Consider the following 26,225-nt stretch of genomic DNA (forward strand, 5'->3'; position numbering starts at 1 on the left):
CCCGCGACCGCGGGGCATCCGGGTCGGGCAGCGGGTCCGTCGATTCCCGGGACGGCGGCACCGGCCCTCTATAGCCTCTGGGCTATGTCGCGGCGCTCGCCCCCCACGGCGCCGCAGGCGAGAAGGAGGCTCTTCGGATGTCCGAGTCGACCCGACCCACCCTGATCGAACGTGTCGCGCACTGGGCGCGCACCACGCCCGATGCCGAGGCCGTGCGGTATCTCGACCGCAGCCACACCTGGTCGCAGTGGCACGAGCGGCTGACGCGCCTCGCCGGCGCCCTCGCCGACGCCGGGGTCGGCCCCGGCGACACCGTGGCGTTCGTGGACAAGAACAACCTCGCCTGCATCGAGGTCACGTATGCCGCGTCCGCGCTCGGCGCAGCCACCGCGATTCCCAATTTCCGGCTCGCCGGCGACGAACTCGTCTACGTACTCGACGACGCGAAACCCCGAATCCTGTTCGTGGGCAACGAATTCGTCGAGCAGATCGACGCCATCCGGGACCGTCTCACCGCGGCCCCGCAGATTCTGGTGGTCGGCGGGGACGACGACGAGTTCGAACCGCTGATCGCGCGCTCCGAGCCGCCGTCGGTGCTGCCGCAGGTCTCCGCGGACGACACGGCGCTGCTGCTCTACAGTTCCGGCACCACCGGTCACCCGAAGGGTGTGCAGCTGACCCACCGGAACCTCGCCGCGCACGCCGAGGCGGTGATGTCGGTGCTGCCGTTCACCGACGACGACTGCCTGCTGGTGGCGATGCCGCTGTTCCATGTGGGTGGCACCTGCTACGCGGCGATGGGCATTCACGCGGGGCGCCGCTGCGTCTTCACCCGCGAGGCGGATGCGCCGTCGCTGTTCCGCGGGCTCGCGGAGGGCGCGAACATCGCGTTCCTGGTGCCGCCGGTGATCGCGGGGGTGCTCGCCGCCGGCGAGAAGGCGATCGCGGCGTTCTCCCGGCTCACCCGCATCACCTACGGCGCCGCCCCCATGCCGCTGCCGCTGCTACGCGCGGCCCTGGCGGCGTGGCCGGACACCGAGTTCGTCCAGGTGTACGGGATGACCGAACTCGCCGGGGTGATCACCGCGCTGCTGCCGGAGGTGCACCGCGACGAGACGCAGGTCGCGCGTATGGCGTCGGCGGGCACCCCGCTGCCCGGGGTGGAGATGCGCATCGTCGACCCGGCCACGCTCACCGACGTCGAACCCGGTGCGGTCGGGGAACTGTGGTGGCGGTCGGAACAGACCACCCCGGGCTACTGGCACCGCCCGGAGGCGACGAAGGAGGCGATCGTCGACGGTTGGTTGCGCAGCGGAGACATGGGTCGCGTCGACGACGGCGGTTTCGTCTACATCGAGGACCGGCTCAAGGACATGATCATCACCGGTGGGGAGAACGTGTACTGCCCCGAGGTGGAGCGGGTACTCGTCGAACATCCCGAGGTCGCGGAGGTCGCCGTGATCGGCGTGCCGGACCCGAAGTGGGGTGAAACCGTCAAGGCCGTCGTGGTCCCGACCCCGGACAGCACCGTCAAGGAGAGCGAGCTCATCGACTACACCCGCGAACATCTCGCAAAGTTCAAGTGCCCCACCAGCATCGACATCGTCGATGCGCTGCCGCGCAATCCGACCGGCAAGATCCTCAAGCGCTCGCTGCGTGAGCCCTACTGGGCGGATCGGCCGCGCAGCATCTGAGCCGCGGTTCGCGGTGGGAGCGCACCGGCGCTCCCACCGCACCCGTTCGTCAGCCGATGCGACGGAACAGCGCCGCCAGCGCCTGGCCGCCACCGATGCACATCGTGACGATGCCGAGCTCGAGGTCGCGGCGCACCAGATCCTTGGCGACACGGACGGTGAGGATGCCACCGGTCGCGCCGACCGGGTGGCCGAGCGCGATCGCACCGCCGTACGGGTTCGTCTTCTCGGGATCGAGTCCGGCGTCGCGGATCACGGCGACCGCCTGCGACGCGAACGCCTCGTTCAGCTCGATCGTGTCGATGTCGGACGGCGTGGTGCCGGTCTGCTCGAACAGCTTCTTCAGCGCCAGCACCGGGGCGTAGCCCATCAGTTCCGGTTCCATCGCGGCGGTCGCGACGGACTCGAGGGTGACCAGGCCCCGCAGGCCCTTCTCCTCGGCCACCGACTGCCGGGCCAGCACGACCGCGCCGGCACCGTCGTTGATGCCCGACGCATTGCCGGCGGTGACGGTGCCGTCCTTCTCGAAGGCCGCGCGCAGCTTGGCGAGCGTCTCCATGGTGGTCTCGGGCTTGGGGTGTTCGTCGGTGGTGACGGTGACGGGCTTGCGGCCGCCGATCTCGACCGGGGTGATCTCCTCGGCGAACGCCTTCTGGGCGGCGGCGTCGGCGGCGCGACGCTGCGATTCGACGGCGAACTCGTCCTGCTGCTCCCGGGTGATGCCGTACTTGCGTGCGACGTTCTCGGCGGTCACACCCATGTGGATGTTGTGGAAGGGGTCGGTGAGCATGCCGACGGTGCCGTCGACGAGGGTGTGGTTGCCCAGCTTGTAGCCGGCCCGCGCGGAGTAGTCGTAGAACGGCATGCGCGACATGTTCTCGTCACCGCCGGCGACCGCGAGGTCGACGCCGCCCCAGCGCATCTGCATCGCGGCCGACCAGATGGCCTGCAGGCCGGAGCCGCACAGGCGGTTGACGGTGTAGGCGGGGACCGACTGCGGGATGCCGGCCGCGAGGGACACGCGGCGGGCGTTGTAGGCATCGGGGCCGACCTGGCCGATGCAGCCCATGACGACCTCGTCGATGTCCTCGGCTGCCACACCCGCCCGTTCGAGGGCGGCCTTGACGGCGGTGGCGCCGAGTTCGTGCGCCGGTACGTCCTTGAAGACGCCACCGAAGCTGCCGACCGGGGTCCGTGCCCCTTCGACGACGACGATCGGTTCCGGTGTGGTCATTTCCTGTCCCATCTGCTCGAAGCGTTCGCTACGTCTGGCACCCAGTGCCAGTACCGCATGTAATCCAAGTTACCCGCGCGACGGCGATCGGAATACCCCCTCCCCGTTCGTATTCACTCGACGAACCGATCAGTGCTGGTGAGGATCGTTCAGGTCCTGCCGCAGGATCCGTTCCACCGCCCGTGGCGAGCCCAGCTCGCGCCGCATCTCGGGGAAGCGGGCATAGAACTCGAGCACCCGGTGGAGCAGGACGGGGTCGATGTCGAACCGCCGCGAGTCCACTTCGATCATCGGTTCCCCGGGCATCCGGTCCAGGCGGAAGATGCGGCTGGTGCGGCGCCTGGCCCACGCCGCGGTGGGGGTGCCGAGCACCCACGATTCCGGGTAGCCGTGATGGTCGGCGCGCACCCCGGCCACCGACACCCACGGCAGATAGGACTCCACGGTCCAGCCGCGTTGCCGGACCCCGTCCGGTCCCAGAAGCAGGGAACCGGAGCGGATGTGGCCGAGCAGGACCTCGACGACGAACGCCACGCACGGAACGCCCAGCAGCGCGAGCACGGGACTCACCCACGGGAATCCGCTGCTGAACACGAAGATTTCGACGGCGGCGCCGACGGCGAGCGCGGCGGCACATCCCACCATCGCGACGAGCAACCCGAACACCGATCGTCGCGAGCGCACCTCGGTGGTCCCGGCGACGCCGGCCGGCACGAACCGCACACCGGGTGCTCCGCGCTGCGGTCGCCAGTAGGTGTAGCCGAACAGGGCGGTCAGTCCCATGAGGGCCGCGAGGACGAGGAAGAACCGCGTCACCGCACCCGACTCGGCGGCCGCGGTGCCGGCGCGCCACAGCGCCAGGACGAAGAAGACGGCTGCGAACCCGATCGCGAGGGCGACCCGGCGGTTGAACGAGTCGGCGGGCCATTCCGGGGGTCGCTCCAGAGGTGGGGCGTACGGCGCGGATTCCGGTTCGTCGTCGCGCCCTGTGAACGCCGGTCCCACTGCGATTCCCCTTCCGGAAGCGCCAGGGGACCCCGCCGCCCCCGGCCGGTGCCGGTTTGGGCGCGAACGCTACCGCAGAGCGGCGTTCGAGACGGGTAGACACGCTTGGAACTGGACATTTGGTCGAGAAACCGCCAAAGTAGTCCCACTGACCTGGATAATGCACACAAACATCTCGAGCACCAGTGTGATCATCACCATACTCGAGAGTCAGTTGCCGTATTCATGCTGCTCAGACCAAGTTTCACCGGGGGGAATCGGATGGCGTCGTACCAACACGCAGAATTTTGTGTACGGATGAGTAACACCTTCGGCGATCGACACGACACAATCTGTGACGATTCAGACGAGACCGGAGGAATCTGCATGACTGTCCAGCTTGATTCGCCTGGCATCGAAACCGCCGAGCAGGCCGCTTCGACCGAGGTCGAGCTCGTTTCGGCCGATGTCGAACTGGCTCATCTGTTCGACGAGATCCAGCAACTCGATGCCCAGATTCTCGAGGTGATCAAGCGGCGCTGCGAGCTGTCTCAGTTGATCGGGGTTGCGGCGAAGGCCACCGGCCATTCGCGTGAGGCCCAGAACCACGAGATGCAGGTCCTGGACCGCTTCACCGAGCTCGGCAAGGACGGCAACACCCTCGCGCTGACGCTGCTGCGTCTCGGCCGTACGCGCCTGGCTTCCTGACCTCAGCCCACGGGCGAACGAAGCCCCCGCACCGATTCGGTGCGGGGGCTTCGCCGTTCTCGTGTCCGAGCGCGGTCGGATCAGTAGTAGACCGCTCCGGGTACGCCGCCGCCGACGGCGACGGCGTCGCCGGTGATGCCGACGCTGCGCGGGGAGGCCAGGAACGCAACCACATCGGCGACCTCGCTCGCGTCGATCAGCCGGTGCAGCGAGTTCTGGGCGAGTTCACGTTCGAGTTCCTCGACCGGAATCCCGGTCTCCTGGGATCGTGCGGTGACCTGTGCGACGAGCCGCTCGGTCCGGGTCCGGCCCGGATGCACGACCGTCACGTTGATGCCGTGCGGTCCGAGTTCGTCCGCCAGGTTCTTCGTCAGCGCGGCGACGCTGACGTTCCGGACGGTCTGCGCGATCGAGTTGGCCGCCCGTGCCCCGAGGCCGCTGATGTTGATGATGCGGCCCCAGCCCTGGTCGATCAGGTGCGGCGCGACGGCCCGCGCGGTCCGCAGGTAGCCGAGTACCTTGATCTCGACCTCGCGGCGAACCACATCGTCGGTGGTCGCGGCAAAATCGGTCGGGGCGTTGGCACTCCACGGGGTGGCGGCCGAGTTGACCAGGATGTCCACGCCGCCGAACTCCTCGACGGTGCGCGCCACGAGAGCGTCCACCGAGTCCTGGTCGCCCGTGTCGGTGGGCACCCCGACGACCCGCCGCCCGGTTTCGTCGGCGAGTGCCTTCGCGGCGATTTCGAGGTCGTGGGCGGTGCGCGCGGCGATCACGACGTCGGCCCCTTCGGTCGCCAGTGCTCGGGCGATCGCGTAGCCGATACCGCGGCTGCCTCCGGTGACGATCGCGCGCTTGCCTTCGAGGCCGAGATCCATGGTGCTCCTCACGAAATGCCGGTTGGTTCCCTCTCGACGCTAGCCCGCCGCCGGGTCACCGCCACCGTTTGCCGTCACGGTGACCGAAAGTCGGGTGGGCCGACCGGCCGGAATCGGCCGAAAGGGCCGTGGCGGCACCACGATCGGCGGATACTCGGGCGGAGTTCCCCGTCGGGTTGCCCGAGCCTGGAAGGACGCTTCCCCATGACCACCTACACCGTCGGCTATTTCGTCGGAAGTCTCTCGTCGCGGTCCATCAACCGGACGCTGTCGAAGGCCCTGATCCGGTTGGCACCGGACGATCTCGAGTTCGTCGAGATCCCCATCAAGGACCTGCCCCTCTACAGCCCGGACTACGACGCCGACTTTCCGCCGGAGGGCACGGCACTGAAGGAAGCGATCGCGGGGGTCGACGCGGTGCTGTTCGTCTCTCCCGAGTACAACCGGTCCATTCCGGGCGCGCTGAAGAACGCGATCGACTGGGCGTCGCGGCCGTGGGGCCAGAATTCCTTCGATCATGTGCCGACCGCACTGATCGGCGCGTCCATAGGCGCCATCGGTACCGCGGTCGGCCAGCAGAGCCTGCGCGGGGTGATGGCGTTCTGCAACGCCCGGCTGATGACCGCCCCCGAGGCGTACATCCACTACACACCCGAGGTGTTCGGCGACGACGGCAGCATCAGCAACGAATCGACGGAGACGTTCCTGCGCAACTACATGTCCGAGTTCCGGGACCACATCGTGCGGGTCCTCACCGTGCTCCCGCGCTAGGGTCGAGCGGCGCGACCTTCTCGAGTTCGAACTCCGCCAGGACGCGGCCGACGACCGCGGCGATCCGATCGGCGGGTAGCTCCTCGTAGGCGGCCAGCACGATCGCCAGCTGCTCGGCCGGCGGCAGCGTCGCGAACAGCACGTCACCGCGCGGGCTCTCGCCGGCGACCCGAGGGGCCTTGCGCGGACGCTGCAGATAGACGAACCAGCTCAGCACGTACGCGCACAGTTCCGGTCCGACGGGCCCGCGCCAGGTCGCGACGGCCCGCGCGACCGCCCGGTCGAGGATCTCCGGTGCCGCATCCCCCGCGAGGAGCCGCGCGCACGGCGCCAGGTCGGGAAGTTTGCTTTCGAGGACTTCGCGCAACCCGGCGATCCGCTCCCGGTCCACGGTCAGGGTCAGGCCCTCGAGGGTGCCGTTGCCTCGGCCGCGTTCACCGCTGCTGCTCGCAATGGTCGTTTCTGCCGCCGGCTGGTACATGGCTCTACTTCTTCCTCGCGTCTCTACTACGACCATCGTCCCGCGAGTGAGGAATGTCACGCGTAGTCGCCTACGCGTGTCGCGAACGGGCACTACGCGAGAAAACCCGACCCGACGGTCGGTGCACAGATATTTCCGTACACGGACCGTCGGGCCGGGTGAGCTGTGCGTACCAGCGCAGGATCAGCGCAGGATCGACTTGATCTCGAGGAACTCCTCGAGCCCGAAGACGCCCGCTTCACGACCGAGTCCGGACTGCTTGTAGCCGCCGAACGGCGCTTCGGTGTTGAACGCGCCGCCGTTGACATACACCTGGCCGGTGCGCATCCGGCGGGCCACTCGTTCGGCACGGGCGGGATCTGCGGACCAGACGCCGCCGGACAGCCCGTATTCGCTCTTGTTGGCGATGCGCACGGCGTCGTCCTCGTCGCGGTAGCCGATAATCGACAGGACCGGCCCGAAGATCTCCTCGCGGGCGATGGTCATGTCCTCGGTGACCTTGCCGAACACGGTCGGGCCGACGAAGTACCCGGTGGTCAGGCCGGTCTCGCGACCGTCGAGGACCAGGTCGGCGCCTTCCTCCACGCCCTTGTCGATGTAGGACCGGACCCGCGCGAGCTGGGTGGCGTTGACCAGCGGGCCGAGCTTGGACCCCGGATCCGAGGGGTGCCCGACGGTGTAGGCCTGTGCGACCTTCGCGGCGAGCTCGGTGGCCTCGTCGAGGCGGTCGGCGGGCACGAGCATGCGGGTCAGCGCGGTGCAGGTCTGCCCGGAGTTGAGGAAGCACTTGGAGACGCCCTCGGTGACGGCGGTGGCGAGATCGGCGTCGTCGAGGATGATGTTCGCGGACTTGCCGCCGAGTTCGAGCGCGACCTTCTTGACCGTGTCGGCGGCGACCGCGGCGACGCGCTTTCCGGCGCGGGTGGAGCCGGTGAACGAGACCATGTCGATGTCCGGGTGTGCGGCGATGGCTTCGCCGACGACCGGCCCGTATCCGCTGACGAGGTTGAACACGCCCGGCGGCAGGCCGGCCTCGTCGCAGATGTCGACGAGCGCGTACGTGACGAGCGGCGCGACCTCGGTGGGCTTGAGGACGACGGTGCAGCCGGCGGCGAGCGCGGCGAACACCTTGAGCACGACCTGGTGCAGCGGGTAGTTCCACGGGGTGATGGCGCCGACGACACCGACGGGCTCGCGCACGACGAGGGCGTTCCCGATCTCCCGGTCGTCGAAGTCGTATTCACCGGCGAGCGTGGCGTAGGCGGCGATGTTGCTCAGCGGCATCCCGATCTGGACGGCCGCCGCGAGCTTGAGCGGCATGCCCATGTCGCGGGAGACGAGTTCGGTCAGTTCCCCGGCGCGGTCGGCGGCGAGGGCGGCGACCTTGCCGAGGTAGGCGCTGCGTTCGGCGCCGGACAGCGCCGACCAGGCGGGGAACGCGGCGCGCGCCGCGGCGGTGGCGCGGTCGACGTCGGAGGCGGTGCCCTCGGCGACGACGGCGATGACTTCCTCGCTCGCGGGGTCGATCACCTCGATGCGGCCGGTGCCGTCCGAGTCCAGCCAGGCCCCGTCGATGTAGATCTTGGTGCGGTCGAGTACGTCGGTCATGCGATTCCCTCTCTGCAGCACGTCCTGATGTGGCGTGGAACACTCCGACCTGCAGCTTAGCCGAGCGCTCACTCGGCCGGTGTGACGAACGTGGCGTCCACGCAGGGCACGCGGTGCGGTACGCTGGCCAGGCACTCGCGGGTTTCCAACGTGCTACACGCGGGTTGCCAGACAACGACGTCTGCCTCATTTCAGACGTCGGCATCCACCATCGGAAGTCCGGATTCCCGGGCGCACCCCTCCGTGGCCGCCGACACGATCCACCCGAGGAGGACGTCCGTTGCTTACGCATGCCGACGGAACCGGCCTGTACGACAGCACTCTCGACAAGAGCAGCTGCGGCGTCGGATTCATCACCCGCAAGGACGGCGTGCAGACGCACGAGGTCCTCACCCTCGGCCACGAAGCCCTCTGCGTGGTCCCGCACCGCGGCGGCATGTCCGCCGAGGGCGTCGGCGACGGCGCCGGCGTCAACGTCGACCTGTCGGTCGCGTTCTTCTCGCAGCTCACCGGAAAGAACCTTCGCGCAGGCGAATTCGGTGTCGGCGACTTCTTCCTCCCCACCGATCCCGCCGCCCGCCCCGCGGCGGAGGAACTGATCGGCGCGGCCCTCGCTGCGCAGGACATCGAGGTCCTCGCCGTGCGCGACGTCCCGGTCGACGACGGCGTGCTGCGGCCGGCCGCCGTCGCCTACCAGCTGCCGATCCGGCAGTGGATCTTCGCGCGCCCCGAATCCGTGGACAGCGCAAAGGAATTCGACCGAATCCTGCACGAGGCGCTGCTCTCGGTCGAGGCGCAGGCGTACACCGATCCGGCGCTGGCCGGGCTGTACCCGCTCTCGCTCAGCGCACGCACCCAGGTCCTCAAGGGACGCTTGAACTCTCACGAGGTCATCCCCTACTTCGCCGATCTCACCGATCCGGCGCACGCGGTGCACACCCTCTTCTTCCACACCCGGTTCTCCACCAACACCGACCCGCACCCGACGATGGCACAGCCGTTCCGGCTCATGGCCCACAACGGCGAGCTGAACACCGACCGCAAGAACCGCCTGTTCGAGGGCGCGCTCGCTCGCGCCTTGGGCCGCAACATCATCCGACCGCCCGGACAGTCCGACAGCTGCCGCTTCGACCAGACCCTCGCGTCGCGGCTGGTGTACGACGATCTCGATCTGGTGACCGCGGTCGTGCAGATGATGCCGCCGGCATGGGAGAACGACACCACCCTGTCGCCGCAGGTGCGCGCGATGCTCGAGTTCTTCTCGCTGTACGAGGAGAAGAACGACGGTCCCGCCGCGCTGATCTTCGGCAACGGCAGCGTCGTCGGCGCCCGCCTGGACCGCCTCGGCCTGCGTCCGCTGCGCACCGTCGAGACCGCCGACTACCTGGGCGTGACCTCCGAGGCCGGCCAGTTCGGGTTCGCACCCGAGACCGTGCTGCGCCGCGGCCGCATCGAGGCCGGCGGCATGTTGTACTTCGACCACGAGCAGGGTCGCTCGTTCGGCACCGTCGAGGCCCTCGAACTGCTCGCCGCGCGCCGCGACTACCCGGCGCTGGTGGCCGACGCCCGCGCCGAGCTCGCGTCGCTGCCCGAGATCCCCGCCGAGAAGGCGGGCTCGCCGCTGCGCTACAACGGCGACCTCGACCGCTACCAGCGGTACGTGTCGTACTCGCTGAACCAGGAATCGTTCAGGTTCATGCTCGACCCGATGCTCGCGTCGGGAACCGAGAAGATCTCCGCGATGGGGTACGGCAACGCCATCAACGCCCTGTCCGATCAGGAGGGCGGCGTCGCCAAGTACTTCTCGCAGCGGTTCGCGCAGGTCACCAACCCGTCGCTGGACTCGATCCGCGAGGCCGACGGCATGACGCTGCGGGTCGCGCTCGGTGCCCGCCCCGGTTCCGGTGCCGCGGAGGCCCGGCAGATCGTGGTGCCGTCGCCGATCCTCACCCACCTGGACATGCTCCGCATCCGCGAGCAGGCCGACACCCCGGTGCGCCGCTTCCAGATGCTGTTCACGCCGGTGTTCGACGATCCGGCCGCGAACGCCGCCGCGCTCGAGGCGGCCGTCGAGGCCCTCGCCGACGAGATCGCCGCGTTCGCCCGCGAATCCGGTGGCATCGCGGTGCTCACCGACCGGCACGTCGCGACCGATCGTGCCGCGCTGCCGATGATCCTGACCACCTCCGCCGTGAACCAGCGGCTCATCGACGAGGGCCTGCGGCTGCGGGTCTCGGTGATCGTCGAGTCCGGCCAGCTGTTCTCCTCGCACCACATCGCCGCGACCCTCGGGTTCGGCGCCGCCGCCGTGTACCCACTGACGGTGCAGATGCGCGCGGAGGAAAAGTACGGCGACGACGCCGACGCCGCCTTCCTGAAGTTCCGCAAGGCCGCCGAGAAGTCGCTGATGAAGACGATGGGCCGCGTCGGCCTGTGCACCGTCGAGTCGTACATCGGCGGCGAGTTCTTCGAACCCAGCTACCTCGACACCGACGACGCGGTGCTGCGCCGCTGGTTCCCGAACGTGCGGACCCCGGTCGGTGGCGTCGGATTCGCGACGATCGCGCAGGCGGTCGCCGACTGGCACCAGCGTGCCCTGACGGTCGCGGCCGAGAAGGACGTGCCGCTGCTGGGCCTGTTCAAGGAGCGCGCCGAAGGCGCCGGGCACTCGTACGGCACCACCGCGGTGCGCGGCTTCGTCGACATGACCGAGGAGCCCATCACGCTGCCCGGCAGCGAGCGGGACGGCGAACCCGACCTGACCGACGCGCTGCGGCTGCTGCCGCTGCACCGCCTCGGCGACGCCCACGGCCTCGACGACGACGCCTACCGCTACGGCGGTTTCCGGGCGCTGACCGCCGACGAGATCGACCGGTTCGAGATCACTCCCGGCTACCGCGCGTTCGCGCGGACCATGGCCGACGAGCGGGCCCAGCGTCCCGCCGCGCTGCGCGACGTCCTCGCGACGCCCGCCGACGTCACCTACGCCACCACCGCCGACGAGTTCCGCCGCGAGATGGGCCGCTTCGCCCGCTACGGCAACAACTCGATGCTGGTGCGCGGCATCTCCGCGGCCCGGGTCGGCGACGAGGAGTTCGTGCTGCGCCTGACCGGTCCGCGCGCCGACGAGGCCGACCGGCTCGAGGCGCTCGCCCAGTCCCTCGTCACCCGGTTCGGCGACGAGATCCTCGGCTACCGCTGCTACGGCGACACCGTCACCGTGCAGGCCACCGGGCAGGCCCGCGACTACCTCGCGCTGGTCCGCAAGGCCCCGGACAGCGTGCCGCTGGACCGGGTGCAGCCCGCCCACGAGATCACCCGCACCCTCGCGTCCGGCGCGATGAGCCACGGCGCCCTGAATTCCAACGCCCACGAGGCTGTCGCGCACGGCACCAACATGGTCGGCGGCATGTCGAACTGCGGTGAGGGCGGCGAGCACATCTCCCGTTACGGCACGATCCGCGGTTCGCGGATCAAGCAGTTCGCGTCGGGCCGCTTCGGGGTCTGGGCCGGTTACCTCGCCGACCCGATGCTCGAGGAGATCGAGATCAAGATCGCGCAGGGCGCCAAGCCCGGCGAAGGCGGGCAACTGCCGGCCGCGAAGGTGACCGTGGAGATCGCCGCCGCGCGCGGTGCCACGCCCGGCGTCGAACTGGTGTCGCCGCCGCCGCACCACGACACCTACTCGATCGAGGACCTCGCGCAGCTCATCCACGACTGCAAGGCCGCCCGGGTCCGGGTCATCGTCAAGCTGGTGTCCTCCGAGGGCATCGGCACCATCGCCGTCGGTGTCGCGAAGGCCGGCGCGGACGTCATCAACGTCGCCGGCAACACCGGCGGCACCGGCGCCGCGTCCGTCACCTCGCTCAAGTACGCGGGCCGCTCCGCCGAGATCGGCATCGCCGAGGTGCACCAGGCGCTGTGCGCGAACGGCCTGCGCGACAAGGTGGTGCTGCGCTGCTCCGGTGCCCACCAGACCGCGTCCGACGTGATCACCTCCGCGCTGCTCGGCGCCGACAGCTTCGAGTTCGGCACCACCGCGCTGATGATGCTCAAGTGCGTCATGGCCAAGAACTGCAACGTCAAGTGCCCGGCCGGTCTGACCACCAATCCCGAGGTGTTCGACGGTGATCCACGCGCGATGGCGCAGTACCTGCTCAACGTCGCGCACGAGACCCGCGAAGTGCTGGCCCGGCTGGGTCTGCGGTCGCTGCGCGATGCCCGCGGCCGCTCGGATCTGCTGCACCTGCTCGACCACCCGTCGTCCGTCGGCAAGCTGGACCTGCGGGCCATGCTGACCGTCGTGCCGGAGGTCTCGGTCGAGAACCCCGTGTACCTGGAGAAGGACTACGAACTCGACGACCGCTGGATCGCCGAGCTGCGGGCGGCGCTGGTCGACGCCGGCGAGACCGCGGTCGCGCTCGGTGACGGTGTCGCGCTGACCAACCGCAACAAGAGCGTCGGGGCGCAGCTCGCCATCGACATCGAGCGGATGCTGGGCCACGAGCAGCTCGGCGAGATCCCCGCGGCCCTGCGCGACGAGCGCGGCCGCCGCTGGCTGCGCGACGGCGCCGTCACCGTCACCACCACCGGCTCGGCCGGCCTGTCGTTCGGCGCGTTCTGCAACGACGGAATGGTGCTGGCGCACACCGGAACCGCGAACGACGGCGTCGGCAAGGGCCAGTGCGGCGGCGAGATCGTCGTGCTCTCCCCCGGCGGCGGTTCCGCCGATCACGGCGGCAACGTGCTCATCGGCAACTTCGCGTTGTTCGGTGCCACCGGCGGCCGGTTGTTCGTCCAAGGGCAGGCCGGCGACCGGTTCGCCGTCCGCAACTCCGGTGCCGCCGCGGTCGTCGAGGGGGTCGGCGAATTCGCGTGCGAGTACATGACCAACGGTGTCGTGCTCAACCTCGGCGGATTCGGCAAGGGCCTGGGCAACGGCATGTCCGGCGGGTTCGTCTACCAGTACGACCCCGAGGGCCTGCTGCCCGGCAAGGCCAGCGCCGACTCGATCGTCCTCGGTTCCGTCACCGGCGACGATCCGCAGGCGGCGGTCCACAACGCGGCCGTGCTCGAACTGCTGCACCGGCACGTCGAGACCACCGGGTCCGTCAAAGCCCGCTTCCTGCTGGACAACTGGCAGACCGAGCAGGCGCACTTCGTGTACGGCATGCCGCGGGCGCTGCTGCAGTACCAGGACTCGGAGCAGATCCTCGCCGCGAAGTCCCGCAAGGAACTCGCCGAGGAGGTCGCCGCGGCCCTCGTCGAGCACCAGGTCCGCAAGTTCAAGACCGACTACCAGCAGGGCACGCCGGTGGCCGGGGGCGTCACCCCGGACGGCACGGACAGCGAGGCGATGTTCGCGCTGCTCAACAACTACACGGTGCTCGCCGCCGCCCAGTCGATGGCGATGCAGCGCATCCCCGGCGCCACCGACGCCGCCGATCCGGCCGTGCAGAAGGCGGTGCGCAACCTGCTGCTGACCGAGGACTTCTTCCTCGTCAAGAAGCTGCAGCGGTACGCGCTCGAGGCGATCTCGGAGCGCACCGACGAGGAGCTCGCGGTGCTCGTCGCCGACAAGCGCCTCGGCGACTACAAGCGGTCGCTGGCGTTGCGCAACGTCCGGTCCGTGTACACCCCCGGCACCTACGGGTGGATTCTCCTGCAGGACAGGAAGAACCACGACTCCATCGGCCGGCTGCCCGGTTACGAGGAACTGTTCGCGCGTCACGCGGTGCCGGATCTGCTGACCCAGTCGCCCGCGCTTTCCACGGAGGTGGCTTCCGCATGACCCCGTTCATCCCCACCGACGCCCCGTTCACCACGGACCAGCGGTCCTGGCTCGCCGGCTTCCTCGCCGGCATGCAGACCCGTCTGCTCGCCACCGGCCCCGACACCGCCACCGCGGCGGGCTCGGCGCCCGCGCTGCACATCCTGTACGGATCGCAGACCGGCAACGCCGAATCCGTCGCCGAGGACACCGCGGCCGCGGCCCGCAGCCACGGATTCGCGCCGACGGTGTGCGCGCTCGACGACGTCGACCTCGACCGGTTCGCGACGTTCGGTCGCGTGCTGATCGTGACGTCCACCTACGGCGAGGGCGAGATGCCCGACAACGCCGAACTGTTCTGGGAGGCCCTGTCGGCCGAGTCCGCGCCGCGGCTCGAGGGCATGGACTTCGCGGTGCTCGCGCTCGGCGACACCGGCTACGACGGGTTCTGCCAGGCCGGCAAGCTCATCGACATGCGGCTCGAGCAGCTCGGGGCGCAGCGCATCGTGCCGCGCGTGGACTGCGACGTCGACTACGAGGACGTCGCCGCCGCCTGGATCGCCGAGACCCTGCCGCTCGTCGCGGCCGTCGAGGGCATCCACGGCGACGGCACCGCGGCCGTCGCGGCCCCGGCTCCGGCCCGCGCGAAGTCGCAGTGGAACCGCAAGAATCCGTTCCCCGCGACCGTGACGGTCAACCGGCTGCTGTCGGGTGAGGGGTCCGGCAAGGAGATCCGCCACTACGAGTTCGACCTCACCGGCTCGGGCCTCGAGTACGAGGCGGGCGACGCCCTGAACGTGGTGCCCGTCAACGATCCCGACCTCGTGCAGGCGCTGCTCGACACCCTCGGCCTGGACGGCACGGTCGTCCCCGCCGGGCACGAGCAGACCCTGACCGAGCTGCTCACCCACAACTACGAGATCACCGCGCCGAACATCGACCTGCTCGAGGAGGTCGAGAAGCGCACGCACAACGAGGAACTGACGTACGTGCTGCGGCACGGCGACAAGGCCGCGCTCGACGACTGGCTGTGGGGCCGCGACATCCTCGACGTGCTGCGCCTGGAACCGACTCCCGAGCTGACCGCCGAGGAGTTCCTGTCGCTGCTCAAGCCGCTGCAGCACCGCGCGTACTCGATCTCGTCGAGCCCGAACGCGACGGAGCAGAGCGTGCACCTGACGGTCGCGGCGGTGCGCTACGGCACCGACGGCCGCGAACGTCGCGGCGTGTGCTCGACGTTCCTGGCCGACCGGGTCGGCGAGAACGGCATCGCCGCGGTCTTCGTCACGAAGAACAAGGCGTTCCGGGTCCCCGCCGACGACACCGCCCCGATGATCATGGTCGGTCCCGGCACCGGGATCGCGCCCTTCCGTGGCTTCCTGCAGGAACGCCGCGCGCGGGGTGCGACCGGACGGAACTGGCTGTTCTTCGGCGACCAGAAACGCGCGTGCGACTACGTGTACGAGGACGAGCTGACCGAGTTCGTCGAGTCCGGTGTCCTGACCCGCCTGGATCTGGCGTTCTCCCGCGACCAGGCCGAGAAGATCTACGTGCAGACCCGCATGAAGGAGCACGGCGCCGAGCTGTTCGCGTGGCTCGAGGACGGCGGCCACTTCTACATCTGCGGCGATGCCTCCCGGATGGCGAAGGACGTCGACCGGGCGCTGCACGAGATCGTCGCCGAGCACGGCGGTCTGTCGGAGGAAGACGCCGCCGAGTACGTGACCGACCTCAAGCGCGAGAAGCGGTACGTGCGCGACGTGTACTGAGGTGCGGCTCCGCCGCCCGTGTGCCTTTGTGGCGACCCCAACCGCCACAAAGGCACACGGGCGGCACAGCCGCACGGTTACCCTGGTCGGAGGCCGTGTCGAGCGGTGGCACGGATGCCACGGGAGGAGACTCCGATGCCCGACCGAACCTCGGCGCGAACCGAACGGGCGCCTGTCGTCGAACGCCCGGACCAACTGCGCAACGTCGTTCTGATCGGATGCAGTGGGGTCGGCAAGACCACCCTCGCCGAATCGCTCGCGCTCGCCGCCGGCGCCATCGGGCGTGCGGGCCGCACCGTGGACGGCACCACCATCTCGGACTTCGAACCGATCGAACAGCAGCACCGGCGATCGGTGCAGCTCGCCGTGATCCCGCTGGAATGGAACGGCACCAAGATCAACCTGATCGACACGCCGGGCCACCCGGACTTCGACGCCGAGGTCCGCGCGGGCCTGCGCGCCGCGGATTCGGCGGTGTTCGTCGTCTCCGCGACCGACCCGATCAGCGCCGCGACCCGCGCGCTGTGGCGGGAATGCGCCGAGGCCGGACTCCCCCGCGGCATCGTCGTCACCAAACTCGATATCGCGCGCAGCGGCTACGAGGAGATGCTCACCGAATGCCACGACGCGTTCGGTCTCGGACCCGACACCCTGCGCCCGGTGTTCGTACCGGCGTACGACGGCTCCCGGCCGTGCGGGTCGGTGGACGTGCTGCTCGGCCGCACCTACGGTGACCCCGGCCAGACCCCGGATCTGGGGCAGATCCGGGAGAGTCTGGTCGAGGCGATCTCGGGGCAGGACGACACCCTCATGGAGCGCTACCTGGCGGGTGAAACCCTCGACACCGATTCCCTCGCCGACGGCATCCGACGCGAAATGATCTCGTGCACACTGCATCCCGCATCCGCCGCCACCGACTACGGGGTGGGTGCCGCCGAGCTCCTCGACCTGATCGCGGCGGTGTTCCCCGACCCGACGCACCGTCGGCCCGGCGCCCCGTTCGCCGATCCGGACGCCCCGCTGGCCGCGCAGGTCGTACGCGTCACCGGCGACGCGTACGTGGGGCGGATCAGCCTCGTGCGCGTCTATTCCGGCAGGCTGCGCCCCGACACGTTCGTTCGGTTGAGCGGGCCCGGCCACACCGAGGAGACCACCGAACGGATCCCGACGCTGACCAGCCCGTTCGGCAAGCAACAGCGGCCGGTGCCGGAGGCGGTCGCCGGGGACCTGGTGTGCATCGGCAAACTCGGCAACGCCGTACCCGCCGACACCCTCTGCGACCCGGACCATCCCGTCGTCCTCGATCCGTGGCCGCTGCCGGAGGCGCTGCTGCCGGTCGCCGTCGAGGGCCACACCCGAAGCGACGACGACAAGCTCGCCCAGGCCCTGTCCCGGCTGACCGCCGAGGATCCGGCGGTGCGCCTCGAAAACAATCCCGACACACACCAATTGGTGTTGTGGTGCACGGGCGAGGCCCACGCCGAAGTCGTCCTCGACCGGCTCCGCAACCGGCACGGGGTGAACGTCGACATCGTCGACTACCGGGTCGCGTTGCGCGAGACGTTCGCCGGTCCCGCGAAGGGGCACGGCCGGCTGGTGAAACAGTCCGGCGGGCACGGCCAGTACGCGGTGTGCGACATCGAGGTCGAGCCGCTACCGGTCGGCAGCGGTGTCCAGTTCGAGGAGCACGTCGTCGGCGGCGCCGTGCCCCGCCAGTTCATCCCGTCCGTCGAGAAGGGCGTGCGCAGCGCCACCGCCAAGGGTGTCGCGACCGGTCATCCGCTCGTCGACGTCAAGGTCACGCTCGTCGACGGCAAGGCCCACTCGGTCGACTCGTCGGATGCGGCGTTCCAGGCCGCCGCGGGACTCGCGTTGCGCGACGCCTCCACCCACACGACGGTGCGGGTGCTCGAACCCGTGGACGCGGTCAAGGTCGTGGTCCCCGACGACTATCTCGGCGCGGTCCTCGGCGACCTCTCGGCCCGGCGCGGCCGGGTTCTGGGCACCGAGAACGCGGGTCCGGGCACGACCCTGCTGCGCGCCGAGGTTCCCGAACTGGAACTGACGCGCTATCCCGTCGACCTGCGCGCCCTGACGCAGGGCACCGCCGAGTTCGCGCGCGGCTACCTGCGCCACGAACCGATGCCCGAATCCCTCGCCGCGCAGCACACGAGCGCCGGCAACGGCAACGGACACTGAGGCCACGCAAGAGTCACGGCACCGACGCGACCAGCAGATCGGTGAGTTCGCGCGGACACACCAGCGCCACCAGGTGACCGCTGTCGAGGACGTCCGGTTCCACGCCGACCCGCTCGCGGGCGATCCGCCGGATGAGATCGAGCGGAAACAACCGGTCGTGACGGCCGGCGACCACCCGCACCGGCACATCCGGCCATCGGTCGGCGCGCCACGCCGGTTCGAACGCCGAATCCGAGAGCACGGGCGCTTCGTGCGTGAACGCTTCCGCGACGATCTCGGCGGGCACGTCGTGGAAGAACAGTTCGCGCGGATCGAAGGGAAGGTCGGGGTCACGCCCGTCCGCGATGTCCTGTGCGCGTTTGGCCTGCTCCTGACCGACTGCGCTCCACCATCCGCCGGGTGACTCGCCGGGAGCCGGGATCATCGGCGCGACGAGGATCAGCCGGTCGACGACCAACCGCTCCGCCGCGATCGCCGCGGTGAACGCGGACATGGACTGGCCGACCAGAACCAGCGGCGGCTGCGCGTCCCGGGCCGCCGCGACCACCACGTCCGCGTACTCGTACTGTCCGGCGGCGTCGTCGGAGTACGGCAGGTCGACGGGAATCGCGGTGTGCCCCAGTTCCTGCAGCAGCGGCACCACCCGATGCCAGTACCACGAGTCCGATCCGGCACCCGGCAGCAGCACGAAGGTCGTCATCGCGTCCCCTCAGTCGGGCTTCACCTCGCTCAGCCGACCCGTGGCAACGTCGAAGACGAAGCCGCGCAACGATTCGGTCTGGGTGATGAACGGGCTGTCCTCGATGCGGCGCAGCGACTGCCGCACGTCCTCCTCGACGTCCGGGAAGGACTCGGGCGACCAGGACGGTTTGATGCCGATCTCGTCCTGGATCGACCGCTTGAACTCGTCGTCGGTGAATGTGAGCATGCCGCAGTCGGTGTGGTGGATGAGGATGATCTCCCGGGTACCGAGCAGTCGCTGGCTGATGGCGAGGGACCGGATCTCGTCGTCGGTCACGACACCACCGGCGTTGCGGATCACGTGGGATTCGCCTTCGCCGATTCCCAGGGCCCGGTAGACGTCCAGCCGCGCGTCCATGCACGCCACGACCGCGACGTGCTTGCTGGGAGGCAGCGGAAGCGGGCCGGTGAAGGACTCGGCGTACTTCCTGTTGTTCTCGAGGTATTCGTCGGTGACAGTCATGGGCTGTGCCTCTCGTCGACCCGGCGTCCGCAAGCGCGGACACCGTGGTCCATGGTCCTCCGCCCGGCTGTTCATGCAACAGGATTCGGATCTGCGCGCTCCGTACTCTGGACGGGCGCCGAAAACTGTGCAAGCTCCCCGCCGGTGGCCCTATGGTGGTCGAAGCACCTCGGGCGGAGGAACCCGGTTCATGGCGACGCAGACCTCGACTTCCCTTCGGTTCGCCGTCATTCTCACGATGGTCGGCGGCTACCTCGACGCATACACGTTCATCACCCGCGACGGTGTCTTCGCGAACACGCAGACCGCCAACGTGATCCTGATGGGCATCGATTTCGCCGAGGCACAATGGCGCGACGCGCTCGCGCACCTGTATCCGATCCTCGCGTTCCTCGTCGGCATCGCGGTCGCGATGCTCGTCAAGACCGGCCGCATCGAACGCCGCCTCACCCGCCCGCTGCGCTGGGCGACGGGCCTGCAGGTGATCATCCTCGTGATCGTGGGGTTCCTGCCGGACAGCGTCCACGCCGCGGCGGTCACCGTCCCCATCGCGTTCGTCGCGGCACTGCAGATGGGTCTGTATCGCATGATCGGCGAGCTGACCTACATGTCCATCGCCACGACCGGAAATCTGATGCGGCTCACCGAGGCCTGGTTCCGCGGGTTCGTCGACCACGACGAGGTGGCCCGCCGCCACACCGCCGTCTACGGCGCGATCTGCGCGTCGTTCGCGGGCGGCGCGGTGTTCGGTGCACTCGTGTCCCAGTGGATCGGCGGGCAGGCAGCGTGGGTCCCCGCCCTGATCCTGACCGTCACCCTCGTGTTGTTCCACCTCGACGAACAGGACTGACGGCGGCCGTCATTCCGTTGCGTCGCCCATCCGCTCGCCGACCCGGTCGGGATACCAGGCGGAGAACTTGATCGCGGCGACCATCGCCGCGACCTGGATCACCCATCCCGTCCAGATGTTGTCGTCGTCGTGGAGCACCGCGTCGCCGTACCACCCCGCAGCCGCCGCGACGAGGAAGGCGAGAGCCCACGCCCCGGTGATGACGTAGTTGGTGCGCAGGAACACCGGCGAATCCCAGTACTGCGGATCGACCTCCTCCCGCGCGTACTGGATCGTGAACGGCCTCCGCGCCAGCATCGATCCGACCGCGATGAGCACCAGCGTGATGTTCGCGATCTCACCGATCCACGTCTCGAGCCACATCTGGTTGTCCACGCTCAGCGAGAAGTGGGTGATCAGCAACGCCGCGAAGAACACGACGTCCACCACACCGAGCAGTTTCAGCGACCGGCCACGGATCAGGTCCAGGACGAGGAACAGGACCGACAGGCCCAGTGCCACGGCCGCGACCCACGCGATACTGCCCGGTCCCTCGAAGACGGCGAGCACGATCCATGGGGCGAGACCGGCGAGCGGACTGTCGAGCAGTCCCTCCACGACCGGTGGGAACCGACCTTGCTGCGGGGACGAGCGTCGGGCGTTCTCGATGTCGTCGGCCATGGCGATACCTCGACGAGTTCGCGTGCAGTCGGACCTCTCGATCTTAAGGTTCGGCCCTCGATGCGCACGGGCGTTTCGCCGTCATCCGAGGACCGGACCCGCCGTGCAGGGTCCGAGTCGACGGTCGGTGTACCGAATTTTCGGGACGTCCACCGTCGTTCCGGGCCGATACGCAACCGGATTGGAGACCCCGGCAGCGACCGGCAGCCGAGCACCCGTCCGTCTGTGCTCGGGCACAACTATCCGGCCGGAACGGCGCCGAGAAAATAGGATGTGTTCCTGCCGTCAACCTTGCGCACCGGCTTCGAGCGCGGAAAGGACCCCATGGTCTCGCATTTCCAGGACGACGAATTCGCACAGCTCCCCCGGAACGCCGCCGAACTCGGGCTGACACTCGATGCTCCACCGGTGGTGCAGCGTGTCGGCACCGACATCCGCGAGGGCGTGCACGTGAGCTCGCTGCTCTGGGCCACCGAACCGCCTCGTATCGTGTTCCTGCACGACAGCGGTCAGGACGCCCACACCTGGGATGCACTCAATCTCGCGCTGGGACTGCCCGCGCTCGCCGTCGACCTGCCCGGGCACGGACATTCGACGCCGCTCGACCACCCCGACCACTCCCCCTGGAACGCGGCCGACGCGGTGGCACACGCCGTCCGCCGCTGGGCACCCGAAGCCGAAGCCGTGGTGGGCGCTTCCCTCGGCGGTCTCACGACGATCCGTCTCGCCGCGATCGTTCCGGAACTGGTGCGCCGCGCGATCGTTCTCGACGTGACGCCCTCGGCGGTGCTCGACGACGGCCAGGATCTGTCGGCGCTGTGGGACGATCTAGCGGGCATCGGGGTTCCGCTGACGCTGATCCGTGGTGGCGCATCGGATTTCGTGTCCGATTCCGATGCCGACGAGGTCCGGCGGCGCAATCCGGCCGCGCGAATCCTCGCGGTGCCGCACGCCGGTCACACCGTGCACAACGACGCGCCACGCGAACTCGCCGAGATCATCGGCTCGTCACTCGAAACCGTCTGATACACAGAATCATCCGAACTCGACCCACCACGGCTCTAGGCTGGACGCATGGCATCGACCGATCCGCTCGAAGCGCTGTTCACCACCACCAAGGTCGCGACGCTCGTCACCCTCAAGCGGGACGGACGGCCGCAGCTGTCGAACATCCTGCACCACTACGACCCCCGCACCCGCACGTTCTCCGTCTCGGTGACCGACGACCGCGCCAAGACCCGCAACATGCGCCGCGACCCGCGCGTGAGCATGTTCGTCGACTCCGCCGACGGCTGGTCGTACGCGGTCGCGGAGGGTTACGCCGAGTTGTCCCCGGTCGCGGCACTTCCGCACGATGAGACCGTCGAACAGCTGGTCGAGCAGTATCGGCAACTGCAGGGCGAGCATCCGGATTGGAACGAGTTCCGCGCGGCGATGGTGACCGAACGGCGGCTGCTGCTGCGGGTGCGCGTCGAACGGTTCTACGGCATGTCCCGCTGACCGCTCACGGCTCGACCATCACGACCCGCACCCCGATCAGCCGTACTTTCCGGTCGTGATCGAACCGGTCCAGCAACGCGACCGCGGCGTCCGAGACGACCTGCGAGTCCAACGTCGGTTCGGGCAGGGCCCGGCCGGTGGTGTGGGTGGTGAACGGCGCGTACCGGAGCTTGACCTCCACCCGCACGCCCGGTCGCTGCTCGGCGCGGATGTCCTCGGTGGCACGGACCGCGAGCCGGCGCGCATGTTCGGCGAGTTCCGCCCAGTCGCTCACGTCGTGCTGGAACGTCACCTCCCGCCCGTGCGACCGCGCGACCCACGGCTCGGCCGTCACGGTCGCGCCGCCGACCCCACGTCCCAGTCCGACGAGCCACGGCCCGGTCTTCGGTCCGAACCGCGCCGCCAGGTCCGCTTCCGACGCCATCGCGAGATCCCGCACGGTGCGGATCCCGAGCGCGTCGAGTTTCTTCGCGGTGCGCGAGCCGATACCCCACAACGCGTCGGTGCCGCGGTCGCCCATCACCGCGAACCAGTTGTCGCGGGTGAGCCGGAACATGCCGCGCGGCTTGCCGAAGCCGGTGGCGATCTTGGCGCGCAGCTTGTTGTCGCCGATGCCCACCGAACAATGCAGTCCCGTCGCGTCGAACACCGCGGTCTGCACGGTCCGCGCGACCGCCTCCGGATCGTCGGTGTCCACCCCGAGGAACGCCTCGTCCCAGCCGAGGACCTCGACGACGACGCCGAGCCCGCGCAACGTGTCCATCACGACGTTCGACACCTCGGTGTAGGTGTCCGCGTCGACGGGCAGGAACACCGCGTCGGGGACCTTGCGGGCCGCGGTCCGCAGCGGCATCCCGGACCCGACGCCGTGCTCGCGGGCCTCGTAGGACGCCGTGGACACGACACCCCGTTCGGTCGGGTCGCCGCGACCGCCGACGATCACCGGCCGCCCCGCCAGGTCGGGGTTGCGCAGTACCTCGACCGCGGCGATGAACTGGTCGAGGTCGACGTGCAACACCCAGTGCCCGGTCACCCGGATGCCAATTCGACGGCCACCGACGCGGCGAGGGCGACGTTCGCGCGGTAGACCGCGACGTTCACGTCGAGGCTGCGGCCACCGGTGGCGTGATGCAGGTGGGCGAGCAGGAACGGGGTCGTCGCCTTCCCCGTGACCCCGGCGGCCGCGGCGGCATGCTCGGCGTCACGCAGCACCCGATCGTGCAGCGCCGGATCGAGCTGGTCCTGTTCGGGCACCGGATTGACCAGCAGCACAGCACTTTTCGAGCCGAGACGGTCGCGGGCGTCGACGATCGCCGCGGCTTCGGCGGGCGACTCCACGGAATAGTCGATCGCGCAACCGCTGTCGCGCACGTAGAAGCCGGGGAACCGCCGCGTCCGATAGCCGACGACGGGCACGCTCAGGGTTTCGAGGCGTTCCAGGGACGCCGGAATATCGAGGATCGATTTCACTCCGGCGCTGACGACGAGGATCGGTACCGATGCCAGGGTGGTCAGGTCGGCGGATTCGTCGAACGTCGACGCCGCGCCGCGGTGGACGCCGCCCAGGCCGCCGGTCGCGAAGACCCGCACTCCCGCGTGGTGGGCGAGCACCGCGGTCGAGGCGACGGTCGTGCCACCCGAGATGCCTTTCGCCGCGGCGGCGGGAAGGTCGCGGACGCCGAGCTTCTCGACGCCCGGCTCCGATCCGAGCGCGGTGATCTGCTCGTCCGACAACCCCACCGTGGGGATGCCACCGACCACGCCGACGGTCGCCGGCACCACGCCGGCGTCGCGCAGGTTCCGTTCGGCCTCGAACGCGACCTCGAGATTGCGAGGCGGGGTCAGCCCGTGCGTGAAGATCGTCGATTCCAGCGCGACGACCGGTCGCCCGTCGGCGACGGCGTCACGCACCTGCGGTGACACGTGGATGAGCGGGTTCATCGATACTCCGATCCGTCGTCCCACACGGTAGGACGGGGCCGCGGGGACGCGGGCGGATTCGGTGATCGCGCGGACAGTCCGGCCGAGCCCGCCGCATACTGAACCGGACTAAGCGACCATCCAGTCCCATCGGAGCCCACCATGCGCAGACTCCCGATCTTCCTGGCCGCCACCGTCGTCGCGCTGGCCTCCGCGTGCACCAGCGACGACACGACCACCTCGCCCACGACGGGCACGGAATCCCCGGAGAGCGCCGAGTCCGCGCTGGCGGACCGGTTGCAGGAAACCCTCGACAGCCTGCACGGGGAGATCGGATTCCCCGGCGTCGTCGCGCGGGTGATCGGCCCCGAGGGGGAATGGACCGGGACCGCGGGTGTCGCCGGCGTCGACACCCAGCAGCCGCCGACACCGGAGGACCACACGCGCGTCGGCAGTCTCACCAAGACGATGACCGCCACCGCGATCCTGCAGTTGTGGGAGGACGGACGGCTCGAGCTCACGGACCCGATCGGCAAATACGTACCGGGCCTTCCGAACGGAGACATCGCGACGCTGGAGCAGGTCGCCACGATGACCAGCGGAATCCCCAGCTACACCTTCGACGAGGGGTTCCAGCAACAGCTGTTCGCCAACCCCGACGCTCCGTGGACCCCGGAACAACTCCTCGACGTGGTGCGCGGCGATCCGCCGAACTTCGCGCCCGGCGAGCAGTTCGAGTACTCCAACTCGAACTACGTCGCGCTCGGTCTCGTCGTCGAACAGGTCAGCGGGCAGAGCCTCGCGGACTACTTCGAGGAGCACCTGTTCGCACCCCTCGGCATGTCCGAGACGTCCCTGCCCGCCGACGCGGCGTTCCCCGACCCGCACCTGGCCGGCATCACCGAACAGGGCCAGCCGGAGGGCGAGACCGCCGACGCCACGAACTGGAACCCGTCGTGGGGATGGGCGGCCGGCGCCGTGATCTCCTCCATCGACGACCTGCAGCGCTGGGCGAAGGCGCTCGGCACCGGCGAGGGCATCCTCAACCCCGAAACCCAGCAGTACCGGCTCGAGTCGTTCAACTACGACGTGCCACCGGCCACCCCCGAACGCGCCTACGGCTTCGGCTGGGGCATCGAGAACGGCTGGCTCGAGCACACCGGCGAACTCCCCGGGTACAACACCTATGCCGGATACCTGCCGGCGTCCGGCACGATCCTGGTCGCCGCGGTCAACAGCGACATTCCTGCCGCCGACGGCACCGCCCCCGTCACCGTCGTCGTCAACGCCCTGAAAGAGGATCTCCGGTAACCCCGGAGGTCAGATCGCCTCGAACGGCTCGCCTTCGAGCGCGACCGACTCCCGGCCGTCCGGTCCGACCGGAACGTCACCGACGAGGGTGATCCGGTACAGCCGGCGATCGTCGTCGGTGGTGAGATCACGCGGCGCGAGGTGCACGCTGGAGCGGTTGTCCCAGAACGCGATCGAGCCAGGCGCCCACCGGAACCGCACCGTGTACTCCGGACGCGCCAGCTCGTCGTAGAACAGCTCGAGCAACCGGCGGCTCTCGTGCGGCGACACCCCGACGATGTGGGACGTGAAACCGGGATTGACGTACAGCGCCTTCTCCCCCGTCTCCGGGTGCACCCGCACAACCGGATGTTCGGTGAGCAGCGGCCGCTTCTCGACCCTGCGCAGGTAGTCCTCGGTGGGGGTGGTGCCCGCACCGGGACTGAACCGGTGCACGGCGCGCAGGCCGTCGGCGAGGGCCTTGACCGGCGCCGACAATCCTTCGTACGCGGCGACGGTGTTGGACCACTGGGTGTCGCCACCGTACGGGGGCAGCACCTCCGCACGCAGGATCGACGCTGCCGGCGGATTCACCGCGGCGGTGACATCGGCGTGCCAGCCGGGCCGGTCGTAGCCGGAAGTGCTCGCGACCCGGGCCTTGAAGCGGTCGCGGAAGATCGGGTAGATCGTCGGGTAGTTCGGGTC

At 69.4% G+C, this 26,225-nt stretch carries 21 protein-coding genes; 10 read left to right on the plus strand and 11 right to left on the minus strand.

Annotated elements, in window-relative coordinates; genetic code table 11:
- Nucleotides 1–137: 137 nt before the first annotated feature.
- Nucleotides 138–1,694 (plus strand): long-chain-fatty-acid--CoA ligase, encoded by a 1,557-nt coding sequence (locus tag M1M07_RS23510; RefSeq protein ID WP_197252376.1) that lies wholly within the window; start codon nt 138–140, stop codon nt 1,692–1,694.
- Between the two features lie 49 nt (nt 1,695–1,743).
- On the opposite strand, the gene M1M07_RS23515 is transcribed toward M1M07_RS23510, so the two are convergent.
- Both M1M07_RS23515 and M1M07_RS23520 read right to left on the minus strand, forming a co-directional pair.
- Nucleotides 1,744–2,928, minus strand: coding sequence for a thiolase family protein (locus M1M07_RS23515; protein ID WP_248675697.1), 1,185 nt, complete (start codon nt 2,926–2,928; stop codon nt 1,744–1,746).
- 129 nt (nt 2,929–3,057) lie between these two features.
- Nucleotides 3,058–3,933, minus strand: a complete 876-nt coding sequence (locus M1M07_RS23520) for a hypothetical protein (RefSeq protein WP_248675698.1) — start codon at nt 3,931–3,933, stop codon at nt 3,058–3,060.
- Between the two features lie 366 nt (nt 3,934–4,299).
- Between M1M07_RS23520 and M1M07_RS23525 the strand changes: the two genes are divergently transcribed.
- The gene (locus M1M07_RS23525) at nt 4,300–4,620 is read left to right on the plus strand and encodes a chorismate mutase (protein WP_248675713.1); all 321 of its coding nucleotides are present in this window, start codon (nt 4,300–4,302) and stop codon (nt 4,618–4,620) included.
- Nucleotides 4,621–4,700: 80 nt separating this feature from the next.
- On the opposite strand, the gene M1M07_RS23530 is transcribed toward M1M07_RS23525, so the two are convergent.
- Nucleotides 4,701–5,498 (minus strand): SDR family NAD(P)-dependent oxidoreductase, encoded by a 798-nt coding sequence (locus M1M07_RS23530; protein ID WP_248675699.1) that lies wholly within the window; start codon nt 5,496–5,498, stop codon nt 4,701–4,703.
- 204 nt (nt 5,499–5,702) lie between these two features.
- Here M1M07_RS23530 and M1M07_RS23535 point away from each other — a divergent pair, with 204 nt between their 5' ends.
- Nucleotides 5,703–6,269 carry an NADPH-dependent FMN reductase gene (locus M1M07_RS23535; protein ID WP_248675700.1) on the plus strand — a complete coding sequence of 189 codons (567 nt, stop codon included), beginning with the start codon at nt 5,703–5,705 and terminating at the stop codon, nt 6,267–6,269.
- Here M1M07_RS23535 and M1M07_RS23540 read toward each other — a convergent pair.
- Nucleotides 6,250–6,750, minus strand: a complete 501-nt coding sequence (locus M1M07_RS23540; protein WP_248675701.1) for a hypothetical protein — start codon at nt 6,748–6,750, stop codon at nt 6,250–6,252. The two genes, M1M07_RS23535 and M1M07_RS23540, sit on opposite strands and share 20 nt — an antisense overlap.
- 183 nt (nt 6,751–6,933) lie before the next feature.
- A complete protein-coding gene (locus M1M07_RS23545) occupies nt 6,934–8,358 on the minus strand; it encodes an aldehyde dehydrogenase family protein (RefSeq protein WP_248675702.1) in 1,425 nt (474 codons plus the stop codon).
- A 280-nt stretch (nt 8,359–8,638) separates the two neighbouring features.
- Here M1M07_RS23545 and M1M07_RS23550 point away from each other — a divergent pair, with 280 nt between their 5' ends.
- The 3 genes from M1M07_RS23550 to M1M07_RS23560 all read left to right on the plus strand — a co-directional run bounded on the left by M1M07_RS23550 (nt 8,639) and on the right by M1M07_RS23560 (nt 18,096).
- A complete protein-coding gene (locus M1M07_RS23550) occupies nt 8,639–14,149 on the plus strand; it encodes a glutamate synthase-related protein (RefSeq protein WP_248675703.1) in 5,511 nt (1,836 codons plus the stop codon).
- Entirely contained in the window at nt 14,146–15,897 is a 1,752-nt protein-coding gene (locus M1M07_RS23555; protein WP_248675704.1) for a sulfite reductase subunit alpha, read from the plus strand. Before M1M07_RS23550 ends, M1M07_RS23555 begins: the two co-directional genes overlap by 4 nt.
- 135 nt (nt 15,898–16,032) lie before the next feature.
- A complete protein-coding gene (locus M1M07_RS23560) occupies nt 16,033–18,096 on the plus strand; it encodes an elongation factor G-like protein EF-G2 (protein ID WP_248675705.1) in 2,064 nt (687 codons plus the stop codon).
- Between the two features lie 13 nt (nt 18,097–18,109).
- On the opposite strand, the gene M1M07_RS23565 is transcribed toward M1M07_RS23560, so the two are convergent.
- Nucleotides 18,110–18,796, minus strand: coding sequence for an alpha/beta fold hydrolase (locus tag M1M07_RS23565; RefSeq protein WP_248675706.1), 687 nt, complete (start codon nt 18,794–18,796; stop codon nt 18,110–18,112).
- Nucleotides 18,797–18,805: 9 nt separating this feature from the next.
- Nucleotides 18,806–19,300 (minus strand): carbonic anhydrase, encoded by a 495-nt coding sequence (locus tag M1M07_RS23570; RefSeq protein WP_197252384.1) that lies wholly within the window; start codon nt 19,298–19,300, stop codon nt 18,806–18,808.
- Between the two features lie 190 nt (nt 19,301–19,490).
- Here M1M07_RS23570 and M1M07_RS23575 point away from each other — a divergent pair, with 190 nt between their 5' ends.
- The gene (locus M1M07_RS23575) at nt 19,491–20,150 is read left to right on the plus strand and encodes a YoaK family protein (protein ID WP_197252385.1); all 660 of its coding nucleotides are present in this window, start codon (nt 19,491–19,493) and stop codon (nt 20,148–20,150) included.
- A gap of 9 nt (nt 20,151–20,159) precedes the next feature.
- Here the strand turns inward: M1M07_RS23575 and M1M07_RS23580 are convergent, their stop codons facing one another.
- Nucleotides 20,160–20,810 (minus strand): hypothetical protein, encoded by a 651-nt coding sequence (locus M1M07_RS23580; protein WP_248675707.1) that lies wholly within the window; start codon nt 20,808–20,810, stop codon nt 20,160–20,162.
- A gap of 324 nt (nt 20,811–21,134) precedes the next feature.
- Here M1M07_RS23580 and M1M07_RS23585 point away from each other — a divergent pair, with 324 nt between their 5' ends.
- Both M1M07_RS23585 and M1M07_RS23590 read left to right on the plus strand, forming a co-directional pair.
- Nucleotides 21,135–21,836 carry an alpha/beta fold hydrolase gene (locus tag M1M07_RS23585; RefSeq protein ID WP_197252387.1) on the plus strand — a complete coding sequence of 234 codons (702 nt, stop codon included), beginning with the start codon at nt 21,135–21,137 and terminating at the stop codon, nt 21,834–21,836.
- A gap of 48 nt (nt 21,837–21,884) precedes the next feature.
- Nucleotides 21,885–22,310 carry a PPOX class F420-dependent oxidoreductase gene (locus M1M07_RS23590; RefSeq protein WP_197252388.1) on the plus strand — a complete coding sequence of 142 codons (426 nt, stop codon included), beginning with the start codon at nt 21,885–21,887 and terminating at the stop codon, nt 22,308–22,310.
- A gap of 4 nt (nt 22,311–22,314) precedes the next feature.
- Here M1M07_RS23590 and M1M07_RS23595 read toward each other — a convergent pair whose 3' ends face one another.
- Together M1M07_RS23595 and M1M07_RS23600 are read right to left on the minus strand one after the other, a co-directional pair.
- On the minus strand, nt 22,315–23,343 hold the full coding sequence (locus M1M07_RS23595) for a DNA polymerase IV (protein WP_248675708.1): 1,029 nt from the start codon (nt 23,341–23,343) through the stop codon (nt 22,315–22,317).
- Nucleotides 23,340–24,251 carry a pseudouridine-5'-phosphate glycosidase gene (locus tag M1M07_RS23600; RefSeq protein WP_197252389.1) on the minus strand — a complete coding sequence of 304 codons (912 nt, stop codon included), beginning with the start codon at nt 24,249–24,251 and terminating at the stop codon, nt 23,340–23,342. The genes M1M07_RS23595 and M1M07_RS23600 overlap by 4 nt, the downstream gene beginning before the upstream one ends.
- A 141-nt stretch (nt 24,252–24,392) precedes the next feature.
- On the opposite strand from M1M07_RS23600, the gene M1M07_RS23605 reads away from it, so the two are divergent.
- Entirely contained in the window at nt 24,393–25,541 is a 1,149-nt protein-coding gene (locus tag M1M07_RS23605) for a serine hydrolase (RefSeq protein ID WP_197252390.1), read from the plus strand.
- 9 nt (nt 25,542–25,550) lie between these two features.
- On the opposite strand, the gene M1M07_RS23610 is transcribed toward M1M07_RS23605, so the two are convergent.
- A partial coding sequence (locus tag M1M07_RS23610) for a TauD/TfdA family dioxygenase (RefSeq protein ID WP_248675709.1) occupies nt 25,551–26,225 on the minus strand: 675 nt, incomplete at its 5' end.

Origin of the sequence: Rhodococcus sp. HM1, from assembly GCF_023218075.1 — a bacterium.
GTDB lineage: Bacteria > Actinomycetota > Actinomycetes > Mycobacteriales > Mycobacteriaceae > Rhodococcus.